The organism is Sphingopyxis sp. (assembly GCF_036675685.1).
Classification (GTDB): Bacteria; Pseudomonadota; Alphaproteobacteria; order Sphingomonadales; family Sphingomonadaceae; genus Sphingopyxis.
In genome coordinates, this window is the sequence record NZ_JAKFEM010000036.1 from 22,335 (window position 1) to 48,052 (window position 25,718).

General features: G+C 66.5%; 24 protein-coding genes. 12 read left to right on the top strand and 12 right to left on the bottom strand.

Going from position 1 to position 25,718, the window contains the following annotated elements:
• Nucleotides 1-76 precede the first annotated feature (76 nt).
• The 8 genes from phbB to V6M50_RS15205 all read right to left on the bottom strand — a co-directional run bounded on the left by phbB (nt 77) and on the right by V6M50_RS15205 (nt 8,703).
• Complete coding sequence (gene phbB / locus V6M50_RS15170) at nt 77-799, bottom strand: acetoacetyl-CoA reductase (protein ID WP_332819411.1); 723 nt, start codon at nt 797-799, stop codon at nt 77-79.
• A 109-nt stretch (nt 800-908) separates the two neighbouring features.
• Complete coding sequence (locus tag V6M50_RS15175; protein WP_332819412.1) at nt 909-2,492, bottom strand: DUF1963 domain-containing protein; 1,584 nt, start codon at nt 2,490-2,492, stop codon at nt 909-911.
• A gap of 92 nt (nt 2,493-2,584) precedes the next feature.
• Nucleotides 2,585-3,580 carry a ferrochelatase gene (gene hemH / locus V6M50_RS15180; protein ID WP_332819413.1) on the bottom strand — a complete coding sequence of 332 codons (996 nt, stop codon included), beginning with the start codon at nt 3,578-3,580 and terminating at the stop codon, nt 2,585-2,587.
• Nucleotides 3,577-5,865 carry a xanthine dehydrogenase family protein molybdopterin-binding subunit gene (locus V6M50_RS15185; protein WP_332819414.1) on the bottom strand — a complete coding sequence of 763 codons (2,289 nt, stop codon included), beginning with the start codon at nt 5,863-5,865 and terminating at the stop codon, nt 3,577-3,579. The genes hemH and V6M50_RS15185 overlap by 4 nt, the downstream gene beginning before the upstream one ends.
• A 73-nt stretch (nt 5,866-5,938) precedes the next feature.
• Nucleotides 5,939-6,649, bottom strand: coding sequence for an SIMPL domain-containing protein (locus V6M50_RS15190; protein WP_332819415.1), 711 nt, complete (start codon nt 6,647-6,649; stop codon nt 5,939-5,941).
• A gap of 49 nt (nt 6,650-6,698) precedes the next feature.
• Nucleotides 6,699-7,295 carry a hypothetical protein gene (locus V6M50_RS15195; protein WP_332819416.1) on the bottom strand — a complete coding sequence of 199 codons (597 nt, stop codon included), beginning with the start codon at nt 7,293-7,295 and terminating at the stop codon, nt 6,699-6,701.
• Complete coding sequence (locus V6M50_RS15200; RefSeq protein ID WP_332819445.1) at nt 7,292-7,714, bottom strand: CoA-binding protein; 423 nt, start codon at nt 7,712-7,714, stop codon at nt 7,292-7,294. The genes V6M50_RS15195 and V6M50_RS15200 overlap by 4 nt, the downstream gene beginning before the upstream one ends.
• Nucleotides 7,714-8,703: an Mrp/NBP35 family ATP-binding protein gene (locus V6M50_RS15205; protein ID WP_332819417.1), complete on the bottom strand. Its 990-nt coding sequence runs from the start codon at nt 8,701-8,703 to the stop codon at nt 7,714-7,716. Before V6M50_RS15205 ends, V6M50_RS15200 begins: the two co-directional genes overlap by 1 nt.
• A 91-nt stretch (nt 8,704-8,794) precedes the next feature.
• Here V6M50_RS15205 and hflK point away from each other — a divergent pair, with 91 nt between their 5' ends.
• From hflK to V6M50_RS15235, 6 genes are all read left to right on the top strand, one after another.
• Complete coding sequence (gene hflK / locus V6M50_RS15210) at nt 8,795-9,952, top strand: FtsH protease activity modulator HflK (protein ID WP_332819418.1); 1,158 nt, start codon at nt 8,795-8,797, stop codon at nt 9,950-9,952.
• Nucleotides 9,949-10,809 carry a protease modulator HflC gene (gene hflC / locus V6M50_RS15215; RefSeq protein ID WP_332819419.1) on the top strand — a complete coding sequence of 287 codons (861 nt, stop codon included), beginning with the start codon at nt 9,949-9,951 and terminating at the stop codon, nt 10,807-10,809. The genes hflK and hflC overlap by 4 nt, the downstream gene beginning before the upstream one ends.
• A 126-nt stretch (nt 10,810-10,935) precedes the next feature.
• Nucleotides 10,936-12,432, top strand: coding sequence for a Do family serine endopeptidase (locus tag V6M50_RS15220; protein ID WP_332819420.1), 1,497 nt, complete (start codon nt 10,936-10,938; stop codon nt 12,430-12,432).
• A gap of 122 nt (nt 12,433-12,554) precedes the next feature.
• On the top strand, nt 12,555-12,923 hold the full coding sequence (locus V6M50_RS15225) for a VOC family protein (RefSeq protein WP_332819421.1): 369 nt from the start codon (nt 12,555-12,557) through the stop codon (nt 12,921-12,923).
• Between the two features lie 65 nt (nt 12,924-12,988).
• On the top strand, nt 12,989-14,584 hold the full coding sequence (locus V6M50_RS15230; RefSeq protein ID WP_443030527.1) for a helicase HerA-like domain-containing protein: 1,596 nt from the start codon (nt 12,989-12,991) through the stop codon (nt 14,582-14,584).
• A complete protein-coding gene (locus V6M50_RS15235; protein ID WP_332819422.1) occupies nt 14,581-15,033 on the top strand; it encodes a hypothetical protein in 453 nt (150 codons plus the stop codon). Before V6M50_RS15230 ends, V6M50_RS15235 begins: the two co-directional genes overlap by 4 nt.
• A gap of 54 nt (nt 15,034-15,087) precedes the next feature.
• Here the strand turns inward: V6M50_RS15235 and V6M50_RS15240 are convergent, their stop codons facing one another.
• Nucleotides 15,088-17,784 carry a M1 family metallopeptidase gene (locus V6M50_RS15240; RefSeq protein WP_332819423.1) on the bottom strand — a complete coding sequence of 899 codons (2,697 nt, stop codon included), beginning with the start codon at nt 17,782-17,784 and terminating at the stop codon, nt 15,088-15,090.
• 125 nt (nt 17,785-17,909) lie between these two features.
• Between V6M50_RS15240 and V6M50_RS15245 the strand changes: the two genes are divergently transcribed.
• Complete coding sequence (locus V6M50_RS15245; protein ID WP_332819424.1) at nt 17,910-19,196, top strand: cytochrome P450; 1,287 nt, start codon at nt 17,910-17,912, stop codon at nt 19,194-19,196.
• Between the two features lie 91 nt (nt 19,197-19,287).
• Nucleotides 19,288-19,524 carry a hypothetical protein gene (locus V6M50_RS15250; protein ID WP_332819425.1) on the top strand — a complete coding sequence of 79 codons (237 nt, stop codon included), beginning with the start codon at nt 19,288-19,290 and terminating at the stop codon, nt 19,522-19,524.
• 13 nt (nt 19,525-19,537) lie between these two features.
• On the opposite strand, the gene V6M50_RS15255 is transcribed toward V6M50_RS15250, so the two are convergent.
• Entirely contained in the window at nt 19,538-19,948 is a 411-nt protein-coding gene (locus V6M50_RS15255; RefSeq protein ID WP_332819426.1) for an acyl-CoA thioesterase, read from the bottom strand.
• A 78-nt stretch (nt 19,949-20,026) separates the two neighbouring features.
• Nucleotides 20,027-20,497, bottom strand: a complete 471-nt coding sequence (gene queF, locus V6M50_RS15260; protein ID WP_332819427.1) for a preQ(1) synthase — start codon at nt 20,495-20,497, stop codon at nt 20,027-20,029.
• A gap of 120 nt (nt 20,498-20,617) precedes the next feature.
• On the opposite strand from queF, the gene V6M50_RS15265 reads away from it, so the two are divergent.
• From V6M50_RS15265 to V6M50_RS15280, 4 genes are all read left to right on the top strand, one after another.
• Nucleotides 20,618-21,931: a hypothetical protein gene (locus V6M50_RS15265; protein WP_332819428.1), complete on the top strand. Its 1,314-nt coding sequence runs from the start codon at nt 20,618-20,620 to the stop codon at nt 21,929-21,931.
• 174 nt (nt 21,932-22,105) lie between these two features.
• Complete coding sequence (sseA, locus tag V6M50_RS15270) at nt 22,106-22,948, top strand: 3-mercaptopyruvate sulfurtransferase (protein ID WP_332819429.1); 843 nt, start codon at nt 22,106-22,108, stop codon at nt 22,946-22,948.
• A gap of 7 nt (nt 22,949-22,955) precedes the next feature.
• Nucleotides 22,956-24,164 carry a cystathionine beta-lyase gene (metC, locus tag V6M50_RS15275; RefSeq protein ID WP_443030528.1) on the top strand — a complete coding sequence of 403 codons (1,209 nt, stop codon included), beginning with the start codon at nt 22,956-22,958 and terminating at the stop codon, nt 24,162-24,164.
• On the top strand, nt 24,161-25,087 hold the full coding sequence (locus V6M50_RS15280) for a mechanosensitive ion channel family protein (protein ID WP_332819431.1): 927 nt from the start codon (nt 24,161-24,163) through the stop codon (nt 25,085-25,087). Before metC ends, V6M50_RS15280 begins: the two co-directional genes overlap by 4 nt.
• Before the next feature lie 58 nt (nt 25,088-25,145).
• Here the strand turns inward: V6M50_RS15280 and ppa are convergent, their stop codons facing one another.
• The gene (ppa, locus tag V6M50_RS15285; RefSeq protein ID WP_332819432.1) at nt 25,146-25,682 is read right to left on the bottom strand and encodes an inorganic diphosphatase; all 537 of its coding nucleotides are present in this window, start codon (nt 25,680-25,682) and stop codon (nt 25,146-25,148) included.
• Between the last annotated feature and the right edge of the window lie 36 nt (nt 25,683-25,718).

Here is a 25,718-nt window from a genome sequence, read left to right on the forward strand (position 1 = left end):
TGGCTGCCGCTTCGCGGCACCGGCGCCTAACCGCGTCGTTCGCTACGCGAACGCCTTGGTTACGCGCCTGCCATCGTCAATACATATGCTGCCCGCCGTTGATGCTCATCGTCGACCCGGTCACGAACCCCGCATCCTCGCTGCACAGGAACGCCACGCCGCGTGCGATCTCGTCGGCCTGGCCCAAACGCCCGACGGGGATCTTCGCGACGATCTTTTCGAGCACCTGCGGCGGGACCGCGGCGACCATGTCGGTGTCGATATAGCCCGGCGCGATCGCGTTGACCGTCACGCCCTTCTTGGCGCCTTCCTGCGCAAGCGCCTTGGTAAAACCGTGGATGCCCGATTTGGCGGCGGCATAATTGACCTGGCCATATTGGCCGGCCTGTCCGTTGATCGACCCGATGTTGACGATGCGGCCCCAGCCGCGCTCGACCATGCCGGGGAAACAGGCCTTGGCCATGTTGAAACAGCCGCCGAGGTTGACGCGCATCACATCGTCCCAATCGTCATAGCTCATGCGGGCGAGCGTGCCGTCGCGGGTGATGCCGGCGTTGTTGACGACGATGTCGACCGGGCCGAACTCCTCGGCGATGCGCGCGCAGCTGTCGAGGCACGCCTGATGGTCGCCGACGTCCCACTTCATCGCCGTGATCCCGGTGCGCTCGGTAAATTCGCGCGCCTTTTCGTCATTGCCGCCATAGTTGGCGACGACGGTGACGCCCTGTTCCTTCAGTTTCAGGGAAATCGCCTCCCCGATGCCGCGGCTGCCGCCGGTGACGATTGCTACGCGTGCCATAAATTCACCTCTCCCACAGAGTTTATGGGATCATGATTAGGCTGCGTGGCGGGACGCCGCAAGTTGACTGTTACGTCAATCGCAAAGCTATTCAGGGGACTAGGTGGGGCTAGTTGCTCACCTGTACCCGAAGCTTCGAAAAGTCGCCGACGGCGAGGTCGGCCTTGGCGATCGTCACCACCAGATTGTCGCAGTCGCCGAAGACGCGGCTCATCAGTCCGCTGGTCGGCAGTTCGAGCAGCACGGCGTCGCGTTCCTCGTCATAGTCATGGACATAGCGGAAGGGGACGTGGCCCATCGCCGCCATTTCGCGCGCTGCGAGGCCCTGCCACCAGGGTTCGTAAAAGGCGCGCGCGGGGGCCGACAGGCTGTCCGGATTGGCGCACCAGGCGTGCTTCGCGCGGTCGAACAGGATGGTCTGGTAATCATGAACCCACAGATTGGCGTCGGCGCGGTGCGTCGTCAGCGGCAGGGTGATCGTCTCGACCAGCTCGGCGCCCGTTTCGGGGTCGACCGCGCGGATCGCCTTCGCCCAATGGATTGCATGGAGCGCCGACATCACCGCGGTCGCGTCGCTGGCCGAGAAGGCATCGCGTGCCGCGCTGTCGTGGACGATCGCGATGATTTCCTCGGCGCGCGTCCGCGCCTCGCGGTTGATCGCGGCGCGCTGCTCCATTTCGGTGACATCCTCGGCGTTCGCGCCGGCGGGCGGTGCCGCCTCGGTCTTCAGCCGGTCGAGCCGCATTTCGAGCAGCGCGATCATCGCGGTCATGCTGCCCCAGTCGAACGGATGGAAGGCGGGGTCGGCGATGTCGTAGCCGCGGTTGTAGAGCGCGCTACCGGGCTCGTTCGGATCGCCTTCGTCGCGGGGATCGGCGTCGCCGGGGCGGACGGCGACCAGGTCGATCGGCCATTCGGGAAAGGCGCGCACGGCGAACGGCGCCAGATCGCCAAAGCCGAGGCCGCCGTGCGGGCCGAACCAGCCGTCGGGATCGTTGAGCGTGAAGGGCGGCGCGACGGGGATGCCGGTATCGCGGAGGTGGAACACGCGCATTTCATAGTTCCGCCGGTGGATAAAAAAGGCGAGCGCGCCATCGCGCGGCCCCAGCCCGCCCCACAGGTCGCGCGGCAGCTCGGCACAGCTGATCTGGGCCAGGAAATCGGCGGGCTGGTCGTCGATCTTCGGCCATTCCATGCCAGCGGACAGCCGCGGACGGCCGCCGAGCCAGCTGTTCGTCGAAATCGCGTCGCGCGGCGGGATTTGGGGGACGAGGCGGAGCGTCACCGCTTTGGCGACCGATTCTTCGGGGGGATCTTCGGGGTGCTCGTCGGGGCGGTGCGCTTCCTCCTCGACCTCTGCTGCCATCGCTTCGAGCACCGCTTCGACCGCCACGGGTTCGACATCGGCGATCGGCGCGGGCTCGAATTCGGTTTCGCCCGGCTCGTCGAGCGGGGTCTTGCGGCTGATCCGCGCGAGCCGTGACGGCGCGATTTCGACATCTTCGACTTCGGATCTGGCCTTGCGCGACAGCTTCGGCATCCGGCTTTCGGCCGGCGTGCGCGATTCGCGCGGGGCTCGCGGCGCGGCGGGGGCGGGGCGCGGGCGCCGCTTCCACCACACCGCGAAGACGATCGCCAGCAAGACCAGCGTGAGCCCGGCCAGCACCAATGCTGCCGATTCGACCTGGTTCATGGCGTACCTCCAAATTCGCGCGACCACGCCTTTTCGGCGCCGTGTCGGACGAGTCTAGCGCATGGACCTAAACAGTTGGTAAGCAGGCCGGATCAGAGCCATCCCGCGAGTTCGCGCCGCACCAGTTCTTCCAGCATCGCCATGCCGGGCGCGTCGGCGTTGAGGCAGGGGAGATAGGCGAAATGCCGTCCGCCGGCGCCTTCGAACTGCTGCTTGCCGCGGATCGCCAGTTCTTCGAGCGTTTCGAGGCAGTCGGCCGAAAAGCCGGGCGCGAAAATGACGACGCTACGGCCTTCGCGGCCGAGCTGCTCGAGCCGCGCGTCGGTTGCAGGTTCCAGCCATTTGGCGCGGCCGAAACGCGACTGGAACGCGACCTCGATGGGTCGGCCCAGCGCTTTTGAGAGCAGGTGCGCGGTCGCCCGGCACTGGTCGTGATAGGGGTCGCCCAGCGCGCGCGTTCGTTCGGGCATGCCGTGGAAGCTTGCGAGCAGCACATCGGGCTTGAAATCGAGCATCGCGAGCCCCGTTTCCACCGATGCTTTCAAAGCCTCAAGATAGCTGACGTCGCCATGATAGGGCGGCAGGAAGCGTAGCGCCGGTTGCCAGCGGAGCGTCTTTAGATGCGCACCGACGGCATCAACCACCGTGGCGGTCGTCGCGGCGCAATATTGAGGATAGAGCGGCGCGACCAATATGCGCTGGCATCCAGCCGCCATGAGCGCGTCGATCGCGGGGCCGATAGCCGGCTCGCCGTACCGCATCGCATAAGCGACCTGCACCGTTTCGCCGAACGCCGCCTGCAACGCCGCGCTTTGCGCGCGCGTGATCGCGGCGAGTGGTGAGCCTTCATCAGTCCACACCTGCGCATAGGCATGCGCCGATTTTTTCGGGCGCGTGGTCAGGATGATCCCGCGCAGGATCGGCTGCCACAATATTTGCCGGATTTCGACGACGCGGCGGTCCGAGAGGAACTCGGCCAGATATTTTCGTACTGCCCCAGCATCGGGTGCATCGGGGGTGCCGAGGTTGACCAGCAGCACGCCGATCTGCGACGGCTTGTTCACAGCGAATGCGCCGGCGCTTGTCATACCGGCTGCGCCGACAGGGGGATGCGGCGGATGCGGCGGCCGGTCGCGGCGAACATCGCGTTGGCGATCGCGGGCGCGACGACGGGCACGCCGATCTCGCCCAGCCCGCCGGGTTCGCGGTCGCTATCGATAAATTCGACCAGGATTTGCGGGCATTGCGACAGATCGGGCAGGCCGAGCTGGCCGAGCTTGCGCGCGGTCGCGACGCCGCCTTCATAATCGGTCGTGGCACCGACCGCCGCGGCGAGCCCGAAGATCAGCCCGCCCTCGATCTGCTGCCGCGCGATCGTCGGATTGACCAGCCGCCCGGCGTCGACCACCGCGACCAATTGCTCGACCTGCAACCCGCGGTCGCTTTGCCGCGCGGTCGCCATCAGCGCGATATGGCTGCCGCGCATCGAATGGCACGCGAGCCCCTGCGCGGTCCCCGACAGCCCGCCCTCCCAGCCGCCAAGGCTGGTCGCGGTGAGCAGGCAGCGCGCGAGCAGCGGCGCATTGCCGAGCATCGCCATGCGATAGGACAGCGCATCGGTCCCCGCGCGCGCCGCCATCTCGTCGACGAAACATTCGCTGAAAAAGGCGGTGTAGCTGTCGGCATTGCCGCGCCAGCGCCCCGTCGGCAGGCCGATGTCGGCGGGGCAATGGTCGACGGCATGATGCGGGATCGCATAGCTGCTCGCGGCGCCATCGACCGCGGCGGCATCGGCGCGGCCCGCCGCGGCGCGCTGCGCGACGTCGGGTGGGGTGTTGTCGAAGAGGCGGTCGCGGACCTCATGGTTGGTCGGCGGCACCGCGATGCGTGTCACCAGCGCGTCGATCCCGCCCGCGGCATTGAGCGTTGCGGTCAGCTTCGCCCGCGCCGGTGCGCGCGGCGGCAGGCGCATGATTTCCTCGGCGCGCGACCAGGCGAGCTGGACCGGACGTTTGACCTGCAGCGCAATAATCGCCGCCTGCACCGCGACGCTATGGTCGAGGCAGGCGTCGAACGAGCCGCCCGCCATCATCGGAAACAGCACGACATTGCCGGGCGCCAGCCCCGTCGCGCGCGCGATGGCGTCGCGGCACTGCGCGGGCGCCTGTGTCGCGACCCAGATACGCAGCCGCGCGCCGTCGGGGGCGGCGGTGGCACAGCGTGTCTCGATCGGCGCATGCAGCGCGGGCGCAACGGCATATTCGGCGGCGATCTTTGTCCGGCCGGTCATCGCCTCGCCGACGTCGCCTTCGCTCGACATGCGATAGCCGTCGTCTTTCAGCGCCGCTTTCAGCGCCTTGTCGATCCGACCCGTCGAAATCGGTGTTCCCGACGTCTCGAAAACCGGGGCAAACCGGTCGAGCGCGCGGTTCGCCGCCCACCAGTTGCGCGCCACCGTCGCGACCCAGCGCTCGTGCGTCACGACGTGGAGCAGGCCGGGCGACGCGTGCCCCTTCTTGCGGTCGATCCCCTTGAGCCGCGTCGCGCCGAGCGGACCCTGGCGGATCGCCGCGAACACCATGTCGGGCAGGCGGATGTCGCCGGCATAATTGGCCGACCCGTCGATCTTGGCGGGCAGGTCGAGCCGCGTCAGTTCTTTGCCGTAAAGCGGGTCCGGACTGCTCGCGCGATAGACGGGTTCGGCGGGCGGTTCGAGCAGCGCCGCGGCGGCCGCGACCTCGCCAAAGCGCAGCTTCTTCTTGCCGAAGGTAACGAAACCGTCCTGCGTGTCGCATTGTTCCCAGTCGGCATCCCAGCGCTTCGCCGCCGCCATCATGAGCAGCGCGCGCGCCTGCGCCGCCGCGGCACGGCACGGCCCTTCGAACATGCGCACCGACGAGCTGTTCGCGGTGAGCATCACCGCGTGGCGCACCGCCCATTCGCGGCGCGCCCAGCTGCGCACATCGGACACGAAATCGGGAACGCCCGACCGCGGCGTGAAGACCCTGCTATCCTCGTCGACGAGCAGCGTGTTCGTATAAAGCGGGTTGATCGGCGCGGTTTCGACCGCGATCGTTCGCCAGTCGGCGCCCAGCTCGTCGGCCATGATCTGCGGCAGTAGCGTCGTGACGCCCTGCCCCATCTCGCACTGCGGGACGATCGCGCTGATATGCCCGTCGTCGCCGATCTTCAGGAAGGCGTTGAAGACATGCTCGTCGGGTGCGGCGGTCAGATTGGGCTGGTAATCGCGCGGCCAAAGGCTCCACGCGATGGCAAGCCCCCCCGCCGCGGTCGCGCCGACCAGCAGCGAACGGCGGCTGACGTGCGGCAGGCGCGATTTGTTTTCCCCCACTATGTCGCGAATGCCCGCCATGCCCGCTGCTGATAGTCAGGGCGGCGAATCGGCGCAAAGAAAATCGCGCCTTCATGGCGACCGTCGGTGGCGCCTATTTCTCCGACAACGCGAAATCGACGCGCACAGAAACCTGCGATTCGCTGACCCCCGGATTGAAGGGCGGTGCGGCCGACTGCGCCGCGACCTCGTAATTGGCGGCATCCGCAGCATAGGGCATCGGCGGCGCATTATCGCCGCCATCGCGGATCGTCAGGACGCGGTCGATCTTCAATCCCGCCGCGCCCGCATAGGCGTCGGCGCGCGCACGCGCGGCGCGATAGGCGGCGGCATAGGCCGATTTGGTCGCGGCCTCCTGGTCGGATACGCGCAAGGTCGGGCCCGACAGGACATTGGCGCCGGCCCGCGTCGTCGCGGCGACCGCCTCGCCCGCCTTGTCGACCGCGCGCATCCGAACCTCGACCTGGTTGACCGCCTCATATTTGCCCTTGTTGGCGCCCCAGTCGATGCGGTTCACCGTCAACTGGCGGGTCTGGAGGTCCTTGCCCGCGACGCCGAAGGCTTTGAGCGCCTCGGTCACCTTGGTCATCGTTTCGTTGTTGCGCTGCGTCGCCGCCTCGGCCGTCGCCGCGATCGTGCTGACCCCGGCGGTGAAGCGCGCCTCGTCGGGTTTCGTTTCGGACCGGCCGGTCGCCGATACCGACAGCAAGGTTTCGTCATGTTCGACCCCGCGTGGGTCGGGGGCCTTGTCGCTGCACGCGCCGAGCGCGAGCAGGGGAAGCAGCATAAGGGTTTGGTAGCGCATGGACTTCTCCCATCTAGGCTGTCCAGCGTATGACGGGTGGAACGGTTCCCTACCAGCCCCAGGGCGCGGGCGGCGGCGTCACCGGCTTGGCATAATCGAACGCGACGCGGAAATGCCGCCCTGCGCGGTCCAGCCCATAGGTGAAGCCGTCGGTGGTGGTTTCGACCGACCAGATATTGGTGACCGAAACGGCGCGGCCGGTCGCCTTGAACATCGCGATCGATTCGGCGTCGACAGGGAAAATCTGGCGCGTCGGCGTTCCGGCATTGGCGGTGTCGCCGCCATAAAGGGTGACCGCATCGGGCTTGCCGTCGGCGTGGCGATGATCGTGCTTGAGGCGCAGGCCCGTCGTGGTCCGGCTGATGATCCACGTCCGCGACCGGTCCCAGCCGCCATCGGGACCAAGCCCGTCGATGTGGAAGGGGATTTCGATGCGGTCGGGGGTACAATGGCGGATGTGCATCACCATCGCCTTGCCGCGCATGTCGGCATCGGCGTCCTGATCGCTCGCGAGCTTGCCGGCATAGGCCTGGCCGCAGCGCGCCGCGAGCGCGGCGAAGAAAGCCTCCTGCGGATTCGTGGCGGCGGGCGTGATTGCGCACCCCGCGAGCATCGTCGCAGCGAGCAGCGTCAGTGCAGCCTTCACCGTAGCAGGCCGAGCCGCGGGATTTCGATCTTCGGACAGCGATCCATGACCACGACCAGCCCCGCGTCCTCAGCGCGTTTCGCCGCGGCCTCGTTGATGACCCCCATCTGCATCCACACCGCCTTGGCGCCATGGACGATCGCCTCGTCGACCGCGGTGCCGGCGTCTTCGCTGTTGCGGAAGATGTCGACGAGTTCGGCGGGCGGCTCGACGTCGGCGAGCGTCGCGACGACGGGGGCGCTGTGGATGGTCTTGCCCGCGTGGCCCGGATTGACCGCGATCACGTCATGGCCTTGGGCGACGAGGAAGGCGAGGACGCCGTTCGAGGCGCGCGCGGGGTTGGGCGAGGCGCCCACCACCGCGATGCGGCGCTTTTGCCCGAGCAACTCGCGGATTTCGCTTTCGTCGTTGATCGCCATCATCGCCCCTTTCGTGTGTTCAGCCATTCGGCGACCTTCGCCGCTATCGCATGGAACGGCTCGCCCGTCGGGTCGGTTCCGGCCGCCGGCGGCACGCCGCCATCGCTGGCAAGCCGGATGCCCATCGACAGCGGCACGCGGCCGAGGAAGTCGAGACCCATCGTCTTCGCGGCGGCTTCGGCGCCGCCGCTGCCGAACGGGTCGCTGACTTCGCCGCAATGCGGACAGGCATAACCCGCCATATTTTCGACGAGGCCGATGATCGGCACCTCGGCCTGTTCGAACAGGCTGATCGCGCGCGTCGCGTCCATCAGTGCGAGGTCCTGCGGGGTCGAGACGATTATCGCGCCGGCGGGCTTGTGCCGCTGGATCATCGTCAGCTGGACGTCGCCGGTGCCGGGGGGCAGGTCGACAACGAGCGTGTCGATGTCGCCCCAGCTCGCGTCGACGAGCTGTTCGAGCGCCTTGCCCGCCATCGGGCCGCGCCATGCGATTGCTTGCCCGGGGGCGGCGATCTGTCCGGTCGACAGCATCGGCACGCCATAGGCGTTGGGCACGGGCACCAGCTTCGATCCGCGCGATTCGGGTTTCACATGTTCGCTGTCCATCAGCCGGGGCTGCGAAGGGCCATAGATGTCGGCATCGACCAGCCCGACCTTCACGCCCAGTCGCCGCAGCGCGACCGCGAGGTTGGCGGCGAGGGTCGATTTACCGACGCCGCCCTTGCCGCTGCCCACCGCGATGATCGTCATCGTCTTTTTCTCGGCGGTCATTGCGATGCGCACCTCGCGCACGCCCGCTTCGGCGAGCAGGCCGGCGCGTAGCTTGTCCTCGAGCGGCTGGCGGTCTTCGACCGCGAGCCCCGACACATCGAGCACGACGGCAAGCAGCCCCTTATCGTCGAGCAGGCGCAGGCCCGACGCTCGCCCTTCGCTCAGTTCGGCGGCGGCGGCGGTCAGGCGGGCGATGTCGGCGCTTTGTTCGGTCATGTCCGCGGCAGATAGGCATGATCCGGGCATTTGCCAGCCATTTTCGCGCGCACCCCCTGTTAATCGCGCCCGCCGCCCCTATAAAAGCAGTATGAACGACAAAATTGACGGCAGCATGGGACGCCGCAGCCCGAGGGGATTGCGGCAATTTTTCCATCAGATCAGCCAGATGGCGAACAGCCCGTGGGGCAGCGGTCCCAAGGGCGGTGACGGCGATGGCTCGGGCGACGGCAAGAAGCCCGGTCCGCGCAACCCGTGGGTAACCCCCGATCCGGCCGACCAGCGGCGCGCGCAGAAGCCGCGCGGGCCTTCGGCGCTCGACGAATTGCTGCGCAAGGGGCGCGGCGGTTTCGGTGGCGGCGGCTCGGGCGGCGGGGGCGGGTTCAACCTGCCCGAATCGGCGCGGCTCTGGAAATGGGCACCGCTCGCGATCGTCGCCCTGTGGTTGGGGCTTTCAAGCTGGGACATCATCCGCGAAGGCGAAGCCGGGGTCGTGACGACGCTCGGCAGCTATTCGCGCACCATGGCCCCCGGGTTCAATTTCAAGCTGCCCGCCCCCTTCGAACGCGTGCAGGTCGAGAATGTGCAGTCGATCCGCGAGCTCAAGATCGGCGCGACCAGCAATGAATCGCAGAATTTTGTGCTGACGCAGGACCAGAATATCATCAACCTCGGCTATGAGGTGCGCTGGCGCGTGCGCGACCCGCACCAATATCTGTTCCAGATCGCCGACCAGGAAAACACGATCCGCGAGGTCGCCGAAAGCGCGATGCGCGCGACGGTTGCCAATTATACGCTGACCGACGCAATCGGTCCGCGCCGCGCCAGCATCGAGAGCGAAGTGCGCACGCGCATGCAGCAGCTGCTCGACAAATATCGCGCCGGCGTCACCATCGAGGCGATCCAGCTCCAGCGCGCGGTGCAGCCCGAACAGGTGACCGACGCCTTCAACAAGGTGACCGCAGCGCAGCAGGAACGCGAATCGAACATCAACGAGGCCGAAGCCTATGCCAGCACCGTGCTCGAACGCGCGCGCGGCGCAGCGTCGGAGTTCGACAAGATCTACGAGCAGTACAAGCTGGCGCCCGAAGTCACAAAGCGGCGGCTTTATTATGAAACGATGGAGCAGGTATTGGCGCCGGTGGACAAGGTGATCGTCGAATCGGGCGGGGTCACACCCTATCTGCCGCTGCCCGAACTGCGCCGCCGCGCCGCCGAGGCGCCGGTGACGGTGGAGAGCGGCCGATGAGCTTCTTCGACAATCTGTTCGGCCGCCCGCTGCGGCTGATCTTCATCCTGCTCGCCGCGCTGGTCGTGCTCGCGACGACGCTGGTCATCATCCCGGAGGACAAGCAGGCGATCGTCATCCGCTATGGCCAGATCAACAGCGTGGTGAACAAATATCACGCGAACGAACGCTTCGGCAGCGCCGGCGCGGGCCTGCTCGCGCGCATTCCGTTCATTGATTCGGTGGTGTTCTTCGACAAGCGCATCCTCGGCGCGAACATGCAGAATGAAAGGGTTCTGACGACCGACCAATATCTGCTGGAGGTCGACGCCTTTGCCCGGTTCCGCATCACCGATCCGGCGCGCACCTATACGTCGATCCGCAGCGAGGAGAATCTGAAAGGCCAGCTGACCTCGATCCTCGGTTCGTCGCTGCGCAACGAACTCGGCAAGCGCAGCTTCGCCTCGCTCCTTTCGGCCGAGCGCGGCAATGTGATGACCAACATCCAGAATGCGCTCAACCGCGAGGCGCGGCGTTATGGCGCCGAAGTGATCGACGTCCGGATCAAGCGCGCCGACCTTCCGGCCGGCACCCCGCTTGACGCCGCTTTTGCGCGGATGCGCTCGGCGCGCGAGCAGGAATCGGTGTCGATCCGCGCGCTCGGGCAGAAGGAAGCGCAGATCATCCGCGGTAACGCGGACGCCGAGGCAGCGCGCATCTATGCCGAAAGCTATGGCAAGGACGCCCAATTTTATGACTTCTACCGGGCGATGCAAAGCTATCGGCAGACGTTCCTGGGCGATGCGTCGAAGGGCGCCGACAATTCGATCATCCTGTCGCCGAACAGCGATTATCTGCGCCGTTTTCGGGGCGACTGATCGACAGGACGAACATGAACGGCGCGTGCAAGCGCCGTTCATGTTCAAATACCGTTCAGCCGCTTCGCCGCAGACAGCCGCCGCCGGGGCCCAAGAGTTTTACGTAAGAGAAGAGGAATTTCGATCGTGCGTTATGTATATGGCATCACTTCGGCCTTGCTGGCGGGTGGCACCGCGCTGGCGCTGGTCACCCAATCCCCCGTCGGCGCGCAGGTCGCGCAGAATGAAAAGAGCGAAATCGCCAAGGTCGTGCCCAGATCGGGCGCGCCCGAAAGCTTCGCCGACCTCGTCGAACAGCTCCAGCCCGCGGTCGTCAACATCTCGACCAAGCAGGAAGTGACGCTCGGAGTCCGGCTCAACCCCTTTGCCGGGACGCGCGAGCCGATTACGCAGGAACAGCAGGGCGGCGGTTCGGGATTCCTGATTTCGGCCGACGGTTATATCGTCACCAACAACCATGTTATTTCGGGCGGTCCGCGCGGCGAGGCGGTGAATCAGGTCACGGTGACGCTGACCAACCAGAAGGAATATAAGGCGACGATCGTCGGCCGCGATGCGGCGTCCGACCTCGCGCTGCTCAAGATCGATGCGACCGGCCTGCCGTTCGTGAAATTCGCCGACAGCAGCACCGCGCGCGTTGGTGACTGGGTGATTGCGATCGGCAATCCGCTCGGCCTCGGCTCGACGGTGACCGCGGGCATCATCTCGGCGGTCCAGCGCAATATCGGCACGGGAACGGCCTATGACCGCTATATCCAGACCGATACCGCGATCAACCGCGGCAACTCGGGCGGCCCGCTGTTTGACCTGCACGGCAATGTCGTCGGCATCAACAATATGCTGATCTCGCCCGTCGGCGCGAACATCGGCGTCAACTTCGCCATCCCCGCCGACGCGGCGATTCCCGTAATCAACGCGCTGCGCGCCGGCGAAAAGGTCCAGCGCGGCTATCTTGGCATCGGCATCGCGCCGGTCGACGAGGATCTGGCGGCGGCGCTCGGCCTGCCCAAGGATCGCGGCGAGTTCATCCAGCGCATCGAGCCGGCGCAGGCAGGCGAAAAGGCCGGGCTGAAGCGCGGCGACGTGGTGACCAAGGTCAACGGCAAGGACGTCACGCCGCAGCAGACCTTGTCCTACATCGTCTCGAACACCAAGCCCGGCACGCGCATCCCGCTCGAGATCATTCGCGACGGCAAACCGATGACGCTCAACGTCCTGGTCGGCACGCGCCCGCCCGAGGAAGAGCTGGCCGGCAGCAATTTCGATCCCGAGGCGGAGCAGGCAGAGCCCGAGGATCCGAGCGGCGCGGCGGACAAGGCAATCCAGGAAGAGCTGGGGCTTTCGGTGCAGGTGGTGACCCCCGACATCGCGCGCGCGGTGGGCGTCGATGCCGGAACCAAGGGCCTGGTGATCGGCGCCGCGTCGGCGAACAGCGACGCGGGGCGCAAGGGCCTGCGCCGCGGCGACGTGATCCTCAGCGCTAACCGCACACCGGTCACGTCCAGCGATGCGCTCGCCAAGGCGGTCGCCGACGCCAAAAAGGCCGGACGCGATGCGGTGCTGCTCGAAATCCTGCGCCGCGGCCAGCCGTCGGCCTTTATCGCGATCCGCGTCAAAAGCTGACGCGATCTGAAAGACATGACAAGGCGGGCGCCGCGACCTTTGGGTCCGGCGCCCGTTTTTCTTTGCCAGCAAGGCAGAGCGTTCCTATTATGTTCCAAACACCACGAGTCGGGAGAGAGACGATGATCGGTTATGTGACACTGGGGACCAAGGACCTGGAAAAGGCGGCGGTCTTTTACGACGCCATCGCGGCTGAACTGGACACGCCGCGCATGATGGAATTCGACGGCTTTATTGCCTGGGGCAAGCCCGGCGGCGGGGCGGGCATCGGCCTGACCCGACCGTTCGACGGCAATGTGGCGACCGTCGGCAATGGGGTGATGGTCGCGCTGGAGGCGAAGGACAAGGAACAGGTCCAGCGGCTTTACGACATCGCGCTGGCGAACGGTGGCACCTGCGAAGGCCCTCCGGGACCGCGCGGCGAGGGATTCTACGCCGGCTATTTCCGCGACCCCGACGGCAACAAGCTCAACGCCTTCATCATGGGATGACGCTTGGCAGCGCTGCCCCTCCGCTCTAGACCCTTGAGAACAGGTTCAAGAGCGGAGGATAGCGGGTGAGCGACGGCAGCACGGCAAGCGAGATCTATATCGGCCTGGGCGGCGGCGGAGCAGCCGATGGCCCGCGCCAGTCGCTGGTATTGAAACGCGCCAACCGCCACGGGCTGATCGCCGGCGCGACCGGCACCGGCAAGACGGTGACGCTGCAGGGGCTGGCCGAGGGCTTTTCGGCGGTCGGTGTCCCGGTGTTCGTGGCGGACGTAAAGGGCGACCTTGCCGGCATGGCGATGGCGGGCAGCCCGATGTCGAAAACGCACGAGATTTTCGCCGCGCGCGCGACCGAGATTGGCGACAGCGAATGGGCGTACCGCGACAATCCGGTGATTTTCTGGGACTTGTTCGGCGAACAGGGGCACCCCGTTCGTACGACGATTTCCGAAATGGGGCCGCTGCTGCTCGCGCGGCTGATGGGTTTGAACGAGGTGCAGGAAGGCGTGCTCGCGATCGCCTTCCGGATCGCCGACGAACAGAATCTGCTCCTCCTCGACCTCGGCGACCTGCAGGCGATGCTCGCCTGGTGCGCCGAAAATGCCGACGAACTCACGACCAAATATGGCAATGTGTCAAAGGCCACGGTCGGTACGATCCAGCGGCAATTGCTGACGCTCGAAAGCCAGGGCGGCGCGAATTTCTTCGGCGAGCCCGCGCTCGACATCATGGACATGATCCGCTGCGACGAGAACGGCCGCGGCTATGTGAACATTCTCGCCGCCGACAGACTGATGGCGAGCCCGAAGCTCTATGCGACCTTCCTGCTCTGGATGCTCAGCGAGATGTTCGAGACGCTTCCCGAGGTCGGCGATCCCGACAAGCCGAAGCTCGTCTTCTTCTTCGACGAGGCGCATCTGCTGTTCGACGACGCGCCGCCCGCGCTGACCGAAAAGATCGAGCAGGTCGTGCGCCTGATCCGCTCGAAGGGTGTCGGCGTCTATTTCGTCACGCAAAATCCGATCGACGTTCCCGAAACGATCGCCGGCCAGCTCGGCAACCGCGTCCAGCACGCACTCCGCGCCTTCACCCCGCGCGACCAGAAAGCGGTGAAGGCGGCTGCCGACACCTTCCGCCCCAACCCCAAGGTCGATGTGGCTCGCGAGATCACCGAACTCAAGGTGGGTGAGGCGCTGGTGTCGCTACTGATGGCCGATGGTGCGCCGTCGCCGGTCGAACGCACGCTGATCAAGCCGCCCTGCTCGCGCGCCGGTCCTTTGGACGCCAAGGAACGCGCGATCATCAAGTCGATCTCGCCGGTCGAAGGCAAATATGACACCGCGGTTGACCGCGAAAGCGCCGAGGAGCTGCTCGCCGTCAAGGCTGAGCAGGCGCAAGCCGCCGCGATCGAGGCAAAGGCGCAGGTCGAGGCCGACAAGCTGGCCGCGATCGCTGCCAAGGAAGAGGCAAAGCAAAAGGCGGCCGAGGAACGCGAACGGCTGCGGCTCGAAAAGGCCGCGGCGCGCGAGGCGGCCAAGCCGTCGATGACCGAGAAAATGGTCCAGTCGGCTGCGCGCTCGGCGGCGACGAGCATCGGCCGCCAGGTTGCGGGCAAGCTTGGCGGCCAGCTGATGCGCGGGATATTGGGCAGCCTGTTCAAGTGAGCGAGGCCGATGCCGCGCTGATGGAGGCGAGCCTCATCGCCGTCGCCAACGCCGGCATCGACATTCGTATCCCGCTTTTCGACCGCTTCTTCGCCGCTTTTCCCGAACGCCGCGCGAGCTTCATGGTCGTCGACGCCTCGTCGCGGCGGATGACCGACGAAACACTGCAGATGATGTTCGGCCTCGCGAAGGGCGAAAGCTGGGTGTGGCCACTCGTCGCCGAACTCGTCTTCACCCACCGCGCCTATGGGCCGCTGCCGATTGCCGAATATGACGCCTTCATCGACATGACGGTCGCCGAAGTGGGCGCCGCGGCGGGCACGGCATGGAATGCCCGGGCTGCGGCTGCGTGGCAGCGCCATGCCGATGCGCTCAAGGCGATGATCCGCCGCGCGCGCGCCGAATGGGAAAGCGCGATGCCGGTCGGGACGCCGCAGCCGGCCGAGTAATAGTCCGCCCTCGTCATTCCCGCCTTCGCGGGAATGACGAAATCGGCTGTCTCCTTATTTTGCCTTCAGCCAGCTGACGATTTCGCCCTTGATGCGCGGGCGGCTGACGCTGCGCTCCCTCAGGCTGGCCAGCGTCTTGTCATAAGGTTTGCGCACATCGGCGGGCAGCGGCGCCGCGATCCGCTCAAGCTTCGCGATCATCGCGGGGTCGTTCGACGAAGCGGCGAGCCCCGCGAGGAAGCGCGCGCGCGCCGAGGCGTCGATCAGCCGGTCGACCGCGGCCTGGTTCGCCTGCGCAAAATCGACCGCCAGCTCGGCATGGCCCCGCGCGGCGGCGTCGATGATCCCGGCGCTGACCGTCTTGCCGGGCTCGTCGGTGAGCGCGAGGTCGAGCGCACGCTTGGCAAGGCCTTCGTCCTTCGTCGATCCGAGCAGGGTGTAAAAGGTGATGCGTTCGACCGCCGACTTCGACGCCTTGGCGAGCCCGCGCAACTTGGCCCATTCGGCCTCGCTCGCATTCGCTGCGACAATGCCGAGCCAGCGCGACTTCAGCGGGCCGTCGAGCGCGGCGGGGTCGCGGTCGAGCAGCGCGAAGCGCCGCCGCGCCTCGGCGAGCAGCTTGGCGTCGCCGAGTGTCCCGAGCGCTTTGAGCAGGTCCGAGCGCAAGATGCTGTCGAGCGCGGGTTCGCCGGCGCGCGCGTCGAAGCCGAGCCGCTGCATCGCCGGGCCGAGCGCCGCGGTGCCACGCGCCGCGATCTGTTTCTGCACCGCCGGCTGATCGTCGAACATGTCGTAAAGAATCGCATACCGCCCCGCGACGTCGCCGAGCAGCTTCTGATTCGCATCCTGCGGCGTCGCCGCGAGCAGGTCGAGCGCGGCGCCCATCGGCTGATAGCCGGCATAAGCGAGCGCGAAATTGTCGCCGAGCAGCCCGAGCTGGTCGATCGGGGCGAGCCCCGAGAAATTGCTGCGGAGCGTTGTCAGCGCTGCAGGCGAATAGAGGGTGCGATAATAGCCCGCCTGCCCCGCATTGATCAGCACCGCGCCGCAACCGGGCAAGGTCAGCGTGCCGGTCCCGCCCTCAATCACCTGCCGCGCGATCGCGCCATTGCCAGCGCGCGCGAGGACGGGCACTTGCCAGCGGCGGCCTGCGGCGTCGACGCCGTCCTTGCGATCGCGCGAAAATTCGCCCTGCGTCAGCGGGACGGTCGTGTTGCCGCCCGCGCAGGTCACGGCGCCGACGTGGAGCAGCGGGATGCCCGGCTGGTTGGTGAAATCATGCGCGATGGCGGTCAGCCCCTTCGCGCCCGCCGCCTCGACCGCGTTCCACAGATCGTCGGTGCGCGTGTTCGCATATTTATGCTTTTCCATATAGGCGCGCAGGCCCGCTCGCCACACATTCTCGCCGGCATAGGCTTCGAGCATCGTGATAACCGCCTCGCCCTTTTGGTAGGTGATCGCGTCGAACGCCTGGTTGGTGTCCTCGACGGTGCGGATCGTCTGGACGATCGGGTGCGTCGTCGCAAAGGCGTCGAGCCCCATCGCGCGCTCGCGGCCGTCGACGCGGTCGAGCAAAGGTTGCCAGTCGGGGTGGAAATGGTCGCTCGCCTTGGTTTCCATCCAGCTCGCGAAGCCTTCGTTAAGCCAGAGGTCGTCCCACCACGCCATGGTGACGAGATCGCCGAACCATTGGTGCGCGACCTCATGCGCCTGCGTCGTGTAAATCTGCTGGCGTGCCGCATCGCTGGTGATCTTTGGATCGTCGAGCAGGATGCGCTCGAAGGTGAAGATCGCGCCCCAATTTTCCATCGCGCCGAAGAATTGCGACTGGCCGGGCCCCGCGACATTGTCGAGCTTGGGCAGCGGATAGGGCTGGCCGAAATAGTCGCTGTAATAGCCGAGCAAGGGGCCGAGGCTGTCGAGCGCGAAGCGCGCCTGCTCGCCCGATCCCTTGGGCGACACGATGCCGACTTCGGCGCCGCTCGCGCCCTTCGCCGCGAGCCGCTCGAAATGGCCGGTCGCGAAGAAGAGGAGGTAGGAGGACATTTTGGGCGAGATCTGGAAGGTCACCGTCTTCTTGCCGCCCGCGACGGGGGTTTCGCTCGTCACGGGCATGTTGCTTACCGCCAGATCGCCCGCGGGGACGGTCGCCAAGAGGGTGAAGGTCGCCTTGTAGCTCGGCTCGTCGAAGCTCGGAACGAAGCGCCGGGCATCGGGCGCCTCGAACTGGGTGAACAGTCCGCGCACCTCGCTCCCCGTGACCTTGTCGGGATAGTCGAGCGCGAAAAGCCCGTTCGCCTGCGTGTTGATCGTACCGGTGTAGCGGGTGGTCAGGCGGTATTTGCCGGGTGCGAGCGGCGCGGGGGCGGTGAAGGTCGCGGTTTGCGCCGCGGCGTCGACCGCGACGGTCAGCGGAATCGCCTGGCCGTCGGCGCCGGTCAGGCTTGCGCTCGCGAAAACGAGGTCGAGCGCGTTCAGCGTCAGCGTCGCCGAGGGCTCGTAAAGCTCGAGGTCAATGCCCGCCTCGCCGGCAAAGCTCAGCGCCTTGGCGTCGGGCGTCACGCTGATGTCGTAATGCACCGGCCGCGCGATTCGCGGCAGCTGGCTCGGCACGCTCGAATCGAGCGGCGCGCCCGTGAGCGCCGACGCGCCGGCGGGGGCGGGGGATTCGATCCCCGGCTGCGCGGCGCAGGCAGCGAGGCCGAGCGACGAGACGGCGGCAACGAGCAAATGACGAGTCGAGCGTTTCATGATGGCGATCCCCGGTATGATTTGCGGCCCCGGCTAGGCGCATGCATCGACCCGTGCAACGCCCCCTTTCGGCAGGCCGTCGTCGAGGCTCGACAGACGGCACGCGATGGGGCAGCTTTGGTTTCATGACAAAACCTATATTGCCTGGAGAGGTAGCCGCCGCCGTCGTCGACCCCGTCGCATACGGCAATTGGGACCCGCTGCACGAGCAGCTCGCATGGGCGCGGGCGAACGCGCCGCTCGCTGTGGCGGAGAATCACGATCACGATCCCTTCTGGCTCGTGACGCGCCACGCCGACATCATGGCGATCAGCCGCGATCCGCAGCGCTTCGCGAACGGCATCCGCCCGACGGTGCTGACGAACCGCGACGGCGAGGCGTTGGCGCGTGCGGCGACCCCGAACAATGACGGGCACCTCATCCGCTCGCTGGTCCAGATGGATGCGCCCGACCATATGAAATACCGACTGCTGACGCAGAGCTGGTTCATGCCCAAGAACCTCAAGATCGTCGAAGAGCGCATTCGGCAAATTGCGCGCGAGACGGTCGACCATATGCTGGAAGCGGGCGAGACATGCGATTTCGCGCGCGACGTCGCGGCGCATTACCCGCTGCGCGTCATCATGGATATTTTGGGCGTCCCGCCCGAAGACGAGCCGCGCATGTTGATGCTGACCCAGCAATTGTTCGGCCCAACCGACCCCGAACTCAACCGCAGCCGCGAGGCGATCACCAGCGCCGAACAGGCGATCGCGATGCTGGGCCATGTCATCGCCGATTTCGAACATTATTTCGGCGCGCTGACTGCCGAGCGCCGCGCCAACCCGCGCGAGGACATCGCGACGGTGATCGCCAATGCGACGATCAATGGCGAGCAGATCCCCGACCGCGAACTGGCCGGCTATTATATGATTGTCGCGACCGCGGGGCACGACACGACGAGCGCGTCGACCGCGGGTGCGATGATGGAGCTGGCGAAGAATCCCGCACTGTTCGAGCGTTTCCGCGCCGCTGACAGCGACAAGGCGGGGCTGATCGAGGAAGCGATCCGCTGGACGACGCCGGTCCAGCATTTCATGCGCAGCGCGAAAGAAGACGTCGAAATCGGCGGCCAGACCATCCGTGGGGGCGACTGGCTGATGCTCCATTATGTATCGGGCAACCGCGACGAGGCGGTGTTCGGCGATCCCTTCACCTTCGATCCCGACCGCGAAAAGAACCAGCAGATCGCCTTCGGCTTCGGCGCGCATGTCTGCCTCGGCCAGCATCTCGCGCGCATGGAGATGCGTATCCTGATGGAGGAACTGTTGCCACGGCTCAAAAACCTCGAACTCGCGGGCGAACCGGCGCGAGTCGAATCGGTGTTCGTCGGCGGACTGAAGCGCCTGCCGATTCGGTTCGAGGCGGCCTAGCCCGGCCCGACGCGGGCGCGTCACAGCCCCTTGGACAATGGAACAAAACCCTGTCCGTCGCGTTCTACACCGGCTGCAATAGGAGTTTGCCATGATTCTCTGGAAAAAGGCTGCGATCTCGATCGCCGCAACGTCGATGATCCTTTCGCCGGTGGCCGCTTCGGCTGCGCCTGCACTGGACAGCGCCCGTGCGGTATCCGTCACCGATGGTCAGAATGAACTCGAAGGGGCGAACTGGATTCCGATGGTGCTGGCGCTCGCGATCATCGCCGGCGGCGTCTGGCTGGCGCTCGACGACGACAATGACGACGAGCCGGTAAGCCCGTAAAACCCGCCTACGCTTAAACCTTCTCGGCCGGGAAGAAGCGCGCGATCACATCGCTCGCGAGCCGCGCGGGGCGTAGCGTTTCGGCGTCGATGCAGCACCAGCTTGACTTCACCTCGGCCAGCACATCCTCGCCCCGCTTGATGATCGTTTCGTAAAAAGCGCGCGCGCCCTGTACCTTTTCGAGGATCACGGTCGCGATGACCTGGTCATCGAGGAACGCCGGGCGGCGATAGGTGATCTCGTGCTTCAGCGCGACCCACAGATGCTGCGCCACCGCCTCGGGCGGCGCGATGTGGCGCCAGTGCGACAGCACCGCGTCCTGCACCCAGCTCAGATAATGGGCGTTGTTCACATGGCCCATGAAATCGATCTGGTCGGAACCGACTTTGATGTCGTGATCGTGCGGGAGCGAGGCGGCGGTCATATCGCTGACACTAATGTCAATATTTTGTGACGGAAAGATGAATCTTCATTGTCGCGCAGAAAGGGCACCGGCCTGCCGTCACCCCCGACCGCGATACGGCGCGACGCCCTGGTCGGGGAGCCACAGATCCGCCGGCGGGGCACCCGACTGCCAGAAAACGTCGATCGGGATGCCGCCGCGCGGATACCAGTAACCGCCGATGCGGAGCCAGCGCGGCTGCATTTCGTCGAACAGGCGGCGGCCGATACCGACGGTACAATCCTCGTGGAACCCCGCATGGTTGCGGAAACTGCCGAGGAAGAGCTTCAGGCTCTTTGATTCGACGATTGTCTCGCCGGGCGCATAGTCGATCACCAGATGCGCGAAATCGGGCTGGCCGGTCACCGGGCAGAGCGAGGTGAACTCGGGCGCGGCGAAGCGCACGAGATAAAGCTCGCCGGCGCGCGGATTGGGGACATAATCGAGCCCTGCCTGCGCGGGCGAGGCAGGCAGTTCGCTGGATTGGCCGAGATGTTTCGGCATCAGTGGGGTAGGGGTAGAATCGGTCATGGAAAGGCTCTAGTGCGCAGCGCGGCCGATGTCACCGACCTCGTTGGATGGAACGGCCGGGTTCAGCGCCAATTCAGCGGCGCGGGGCCAAATCGAACAATTCGGGATCGCGAAAGAAGAATGACGGACGGGAAGAAGGGGCAGGGAAGCAAAGCGGCATCGCTGCCGTTGATGGCGCTTGCCCTGTCGATGGCGGGCGCTGTGCCGGGACAAGCGCAGGACACGGGCACGCCGACGCCCGCGCCATCCTCTACCCGTCCGCTCGATTTCCGCCTTCCCCCTGCTGACGAAGGCCGCACCCCGGGCGTTCAGGGGCCGTCGGACAACGGCTTGCCGCCCATCGCACCGGGCGAGCGGCGCGGTCCGCAGCAGCCGACACCGACGCCGGCGCCATCCCCCGCTCCGCCCCGGGTCATCCCGACGCAGCCGACCACGGCGACGCCCGCGCCGACGCCGGCGCGCCGCGACACACCGGCATCCGCCGCGTCGCGCGCCGCGCCTGCACGTGATAATACGACCTCTGCACAACCGGCTGGGCAGGACAGCGCGGCGTTGCCGCCGCTGCAGCCCGGCACCGTCGTACCGACCGATGTCGCGCCGCCCGCCGTCGATGACGTTCCAGCCGCCGCGGCGCCGGCGAGCGTGGACGCAGGCACGCCGCTCTGGGCCTGGATAGCTGCGGCGCTCGCCGCGCTCGGCGCGGGCCTCTGGTATTGGCGCCGCCGTATGGCGTTCGCGGGACCGGCCGTCGACGAGGTCGAGGAGGCGCCCCGCCCCGCGGCGCCGCCCGCCGCGCCGCGTGCCACCATCCCGCCTTCAGGGCCCGCCGCCCCGCGTCCCGCTCTGGCGCCGGTTCAGCCCGTCGTTCGCGACGAGCAGCGCCCGGCGTCGCCGCTCGTCACGCGTGCCGCTGGCGAGCAGCGCGCGCTGGTCGGCATGGCGCTCGAGGTCCGCACCATCCGCTTCGCGCCCGATCATGTCGCGGTGGGCTTTGCGCTCAACCTCGTAAACCAGGGCGCGTTGCCCGCCACCGGTCTGATGGTCCGCATCGCGCTGAACCAGGGATCGGCGATGCCAGAGGCGGTGCTTGGCCGCTTTTTCGACGGCGCGGGCGGCAGCATATTGCGCGACGACATGGCTCTCGCCGTCGGCGCCGGCGAGGAATTGTCGACCGAGGTCATGCTGCCGCGCGCCGCGATCGAGCCGCTGATGATCGGCGGAAAACCCATGCTGGTCCCCGTGATGGCGTTCGACGTGACCTATCACTGGGACGGCGAAGGCGAAGCCTTTGGCCAGAATGCAGGCAGCTTTGTCCTCGGCCGTGAGCAGGGCACGAGCGGTAGCGACAAGCTCGCGCCGCTGCCGCTCGACCGCGCGTCCTACATGGTCGACCGGCCCGGCGCGCGCGCGACCGCGATCAAGCGCAGCCAATAGCATATCTGCCGCTTTTTTGTTGCGGCGCACCATCGGCTGAGGCACAGCGCCACCGCGCTTGAAAAAGGGCAGGTGGGGGCATAGGCTGATGATCCCCAGGAAACAGAGCCACAGCAGGAGGCCGGGCGAGGGACAGGCAAAAAAGTTCCCGATCGGTCGCAACAGGAGCATGACATGGACGCCTTGGTCTCAACCGACTGGCTGGAACGCGAACTGGGGGCGTCGGACCTGCGGGTCGTCGACGCGACGAAATTCATGGCCGACGCCGGACGCGATGCGCGCGCCGAATATGAGGCGGGGCACATAACCGGCGCGGTCTTCATGGACCTCGCCGAGCTGACCGACGCGTCGAACGAGGTCGAGAATATGGCGCCGCAGGCCGAAAAATTCGCCAGCCGCATGCAGTCGCTCGGCCTCGGCGATGGCAGCCGCATCGTGCTCTATGACGACAGCCCGCTGAAAAGCGCGGCGCGCGCCTGGTGGCTGCTGAAGCTGTTCGGCGCCCACGACGTCGCGCTGCTCGACGGCGGCCTCGCGAAGTGGAAGGCCGAAGGCCGCGCGCTCGAAATGGGCAAGCAGGCGCTGCGCCACCGCCACTTCACCGTCTGGCGCGACGCCAAGGCGGTGCGCACCAAGGAACAGATGCTGGCGAACGTCGACAGCGCCGTCGAACAGGTCGTCGACGCGCGTCCGGCCGCGCGTTTCACCGGCGAAGAGCGCGATCCGCGCCCCGGCCTCGCACCCGGCCATATCCCGAGTTCGCGCAGCCTGCCGCACGGCGAGCTGTTCAATGCCGACGGCACGTGGAAGCAGGGCGATGCACTGAAGGCCGCTTTCGATGCGGCGGGGATCGACCTCGACAAGCCACTCGTCGCGACCTGCGGGACCGGCATGACCGCGACGGTCGTTGCCTTCGGCGCGCACCTGCTCGGCAAGGACGATGTCGCCGTCTATGACGGCAGCTGGGTCGAATGGGGCGCCGATCCCGCGACGCCCAAGGCGACCGGCGCGGCCTGACACCCCGGTGGCCGGCCCGACGGACAAGGATAAGGACAAACGTCGCCCTGCCACTCGCTTGGTGCAGGGTGGTCGCCGGCCCGAATGGACCGGCGACCCGCGGCTGGGCGGCGGTGTCGTCAATCCGCCGGTGTGGCGCGCCTCGACGATCCTTTACGACAATATCGCCGACCTCAAGGCGCGCGGGCATGCGACGCACGACAAGCTTTATTATGGCCGCCGCGGCACGCCGACGGTGTGGGCGCTCGCCGACGCGTTGACCGAAATGGAGCCGGGGGCGGAGGGCACCTTGCTCTATCCATCGGGGGTTGCCGCGATTTCGGCGGGGCTGCTCGCGCTGCTGTCGCCGGGCGATCATCTGCTGATGGTCGACAGCGCCTATGAACCGACGCGGTCGTTCTGCGACGGCATGCTCGCGCGCCTTGGCGTCTCGACGACCTATTATGATCCGCTGGTCGGCGCGGGGATTGCCGACCTTCTCACCCCGCAAACAAGGCTGATCTTCCTCGAATCGCCGGGCAGCCTGACCTTTGAGGTGCAGGATGTCCCCGCGATCGTCGGGGTCGCGCGGACACGCGGGGTGCTGACGATGCTCGATAATACCTGGGCGACGCCGTTGCTCTTCCCCGCGCTGGCGCAGGGCATCGATGTGACGATGATGAGCCTCACCAAATATGTCGGTGGGCATAGCGACGCGATGATGGGGTCGCTGACCGCGACCAAAGCGATCTGGCCGCGGCTTCGGCAGGCGACCTACCAGCTCGGCCTGTCGGTTTCGCCCGACGATTGCGCGCTGATGCTACGCGGTCTCCGCACGCTCGATGTCCGGATGCAACGGCACGGTGAGAATGGCCTCGCGGTCGCGCGCTGGCTGGCGGCGCGGGCCGATGTCGGCCGGGTGCTGCATCCCGCACTGCCGACCGACCCGGGCCATGCGATCTGGTCGCGCGATTTCGCGGGGACGAGCGGCTTGTTCGGTTTCACGCTGATGGGTGCCGACGATGCCGGCCGCGCGCGTTTCATCGAAGCGCTGTCGCTGTTCGGTATCGGTTTCAGCTGGGGCGGCTATGAAAGCCTTGTCGTCCCCAGCAACCCCGCGGCCATCCGCACCGCGAGAGCATGGACCGATCCCGACCCGCTGGTGCGGCTGTCGATCGGGCTCGAGGATACGGCCGACCTGATCGCCGATCTCGAGCGCGGTTTCGCGGCGATATGAATGTCCGCGGCGGTCTTCGCGAGGGGATCGACGGCACCGTCGCGGTGATGAAGGCGATCGGCCTCGACGTCGGCGCCTACCGCCTCTCGCTCTACAGCCTCTTTTCGACGATCGTCGTCGCGGTCCTGCTCTACATCGCGGTCAAGCTGGTGCTGCGCGCGATCAAATGGCTGCTCCGCCGCAACACGCATATCGACCAGACGCAGCGGCTGCTCACCGAAAAGCTGATCGCGATCGCGCTGTTCACGCTCGCGCTGCTATTCGGCATCGACCTGCTCGGCATCGACCTGACCGCGCTTGCGGTCTTCTCGGGTGCCGCGGGGCTTGCGATCGGTTTCGGCCTGCAAAAAACCGTTGGCAATCTGATTGCCGGGATCATCCTGCTCATGGACCGCTCGATCAAGCCCGGCGACATCATCGTCGTCGGCGACGGCAGCAGCATGGGCGGATCGGCGGCGGCGAACGGGGTTCCCAACGTCGGACGCGTCGCCAAGATCGGCGTGCGCGCGGTCAATGTCGTCACCCGCGACGGCAAGAAGCATCTGATCCCGAACGAGCTCTTGATGACGCAGCCGGTCGAGAATTGGAGCTACGCCAGCCCCGAGGTGCGCGTGCGGATGCGCGTGCCCGTCGGTTACGACTGCGATTTGCGACTCGCGCAGCGGCTGATGATCGAGGCGGCGACGACCAATCCGCGCATCCTGAACGAGCCCGAACCCGCGGTGTGGATCACGGCGTTCGGCGAACGCGCGGTCGAGCATGAGCTCCGCTACTGGATTTCGGACCCTGAGGCGGGGCTCGGCAACATCCAGGGCGAGGTGTTCCTCGGCATCTGGGATCGCTTCAAGGAAGCGGGAATCCGTATCCCCTATCCGCGGCAGGACGTGCATTTTGTCGGGGCGCCGGACGAGGGCAAAGAATGATCTTAATTGGTACCGTCATCCCGGCCTTCGCCGGAATGACGATCCAATGAGGAATCTGTTAAAAACCGGTTTTCTTCGCGCGCTCGATGCACTCGACGATGATGCGCTTTGCCTCGTCGACGTCACCCCAGCCGTTGAGCTTGGCCCATTTGCCGGGTTCGAGATCCTTATAATGGGTGAAGAAATGTTCGATCTGCTGGAGCACGATCGGCGGCATGTCGGTGTAGCTCGCGACATCGGCATAATAGGGAAAGGTCTTGTTGACGGGGACGCACAGCAGCTTTTCGTCGCCGCCGGCATCGTCTTCCATCATCAGCACGCCGATCGGGCGGCACTTGACCACCGCGCCCGCGACGATCGGCGAGCGCGCGACGACGAGGGCGTCGAGCGGATCGCCATCCTCGCCCAGCGTGTGCGGGACGAAACCGTAATTGGCGGGATAGCGCATCGGCGTGTGCAGGAAGCGGTCGACGAACAATGCGCCGCTCGCCTTGTCGAATTCATATTTCACCGGTTCGCCGCCGATCGGAACTTCGATCAGGACGTTGAGGCTGTCGGGCGGGCTATCACCGGCGGGGATCAGGTCGATGCGCATGGGAGAGTGGAGTCCTTCATTCTGTTCTCCGCCGAA

Coding starts and splice junctions, on each gene's coding strand:
- V6M50_RS15245 (WP_332819424.1), top strand. CDS start 17,910: ATGACAAAACCTATATTGCCTGGAGAGGTAGCCGCCGCCGTCGTCGAC.
- V6M50_RS15265 (WP_332819428.1), top strand. CDS start 20,618: ATGACGGACGGGAAGAAGGGGCAGGGAAGCAAAGCGGCATCGCTGCCG.
- ppa (WP_332819432.1), bottom strand. CDS start 25,682: ATGCGCATCGACCTGATCCCCGCCGGTGATAGCCCGCCCGACAGCCTC.
- phbB (WP_332819411.1), bottom strand. CDS start 799: ATGGCACGCGTAGCAATCGTCACCGGCGGCAGCCGCGGCATCGGGGAG.
- V6M50_RS15200 (WP_332819445.1), bottom strand. CDS start 7,714: ATGGCGATCAACGACGAAAGCGAAATCCGCGAGTTGCTCGGGCAAAAG.
- V6M50_RS15255 (WP_332819426.1), bottom strand. CDS start 19,948: ATGACCGCCGCCTCGCTCCCGCACGATCACGACATCAAAGTCGGTTCC.
- V6M50_RS15190 (WP_332819415.1), bottom strand. CDS start 6,649: ATGCGCTACCAAACCCTTATGCTGCTTCCCCTGCTCGCGCTCGGCGCG.
- hflK (WP_332819418.1), top strand. CDS start 8,795: ATGAACGACAAAATTGACGGCAGCATGGGACGCCGCAGCCCGAGGGGA.
- hemH (WP_332819413.1), bottom strand. CDS start 3,580: ATGACAAGCGCCGGCGCATTCGCTGTGAACAAGCCGTCGCAGATCGGC.
- queF (WP_332819427.1), bottom strand. CDS start 20,497: ATGACCGATTCTACCCCTACCCCACTGATGCCGAAACATCTCGGCCAA.
- hflC (WP_332819419.1), top strand. CDS start 9,949: ATGAGCTTCTTCGACAATCTGTTCGGCCGCCCGCTGCGGCTGATCTTC.
- V6M50_RS15175 (WP_332819412.1), bottom strand. CDS start 2,492: ATGAACCAGGTCGAATCGGCAGCATTGGTGCTGGCCGGGCTCACGCTG.
- V6M50_RS15185 (WP_332819414.1), bottom strand. CDS start 5,865: ATGGCGGGCATTCGCGACATAGTGGGGGAAAACAAATCGCGCCTGCCG.
- sseA (WP_332819429.1), top strand. CDS start 22,106: ATGGACGCCTTGGTCTCAACCGACTGGCTGGAACGCGAACTGGGGGCG.
- V6M50_RS15240 (WP_332819423.1), bottom strand. CDS start 17,784: ATGAAACGCTCGACTCGTCATTTGCTCGTTGCCGCCGTCTCGTCGCTC.
- V6M50_RS15205 (WP_332819417.1), bottom strand. CDS start 8,703: ATGACCGAACAAAGCGCCGACATCGCCCGCCTGACCGCCGCCGCCGCC.
- V6M50_RS15250 (WP_332819425.1), top strand. CDS start 19,288: ATGATTCTCTGGAAAAAGGCTGCGATCTCGATCGCCGCAACGTCGATG.
- V6M50_RS15280 (WP_332819431.1), top strand. CDS start 24,161: ATGAATGTCCGCGGCGGTCTTCGCGAGGGGATCGACGGCACCGTCGCG.
- V6M50_RS15225 (WP_332819421.1), top strand. CDS start 12,555: ATGATCGGTTATGTGACACTGGGGACCAAGGACCTGGAAAAGGCGGCG.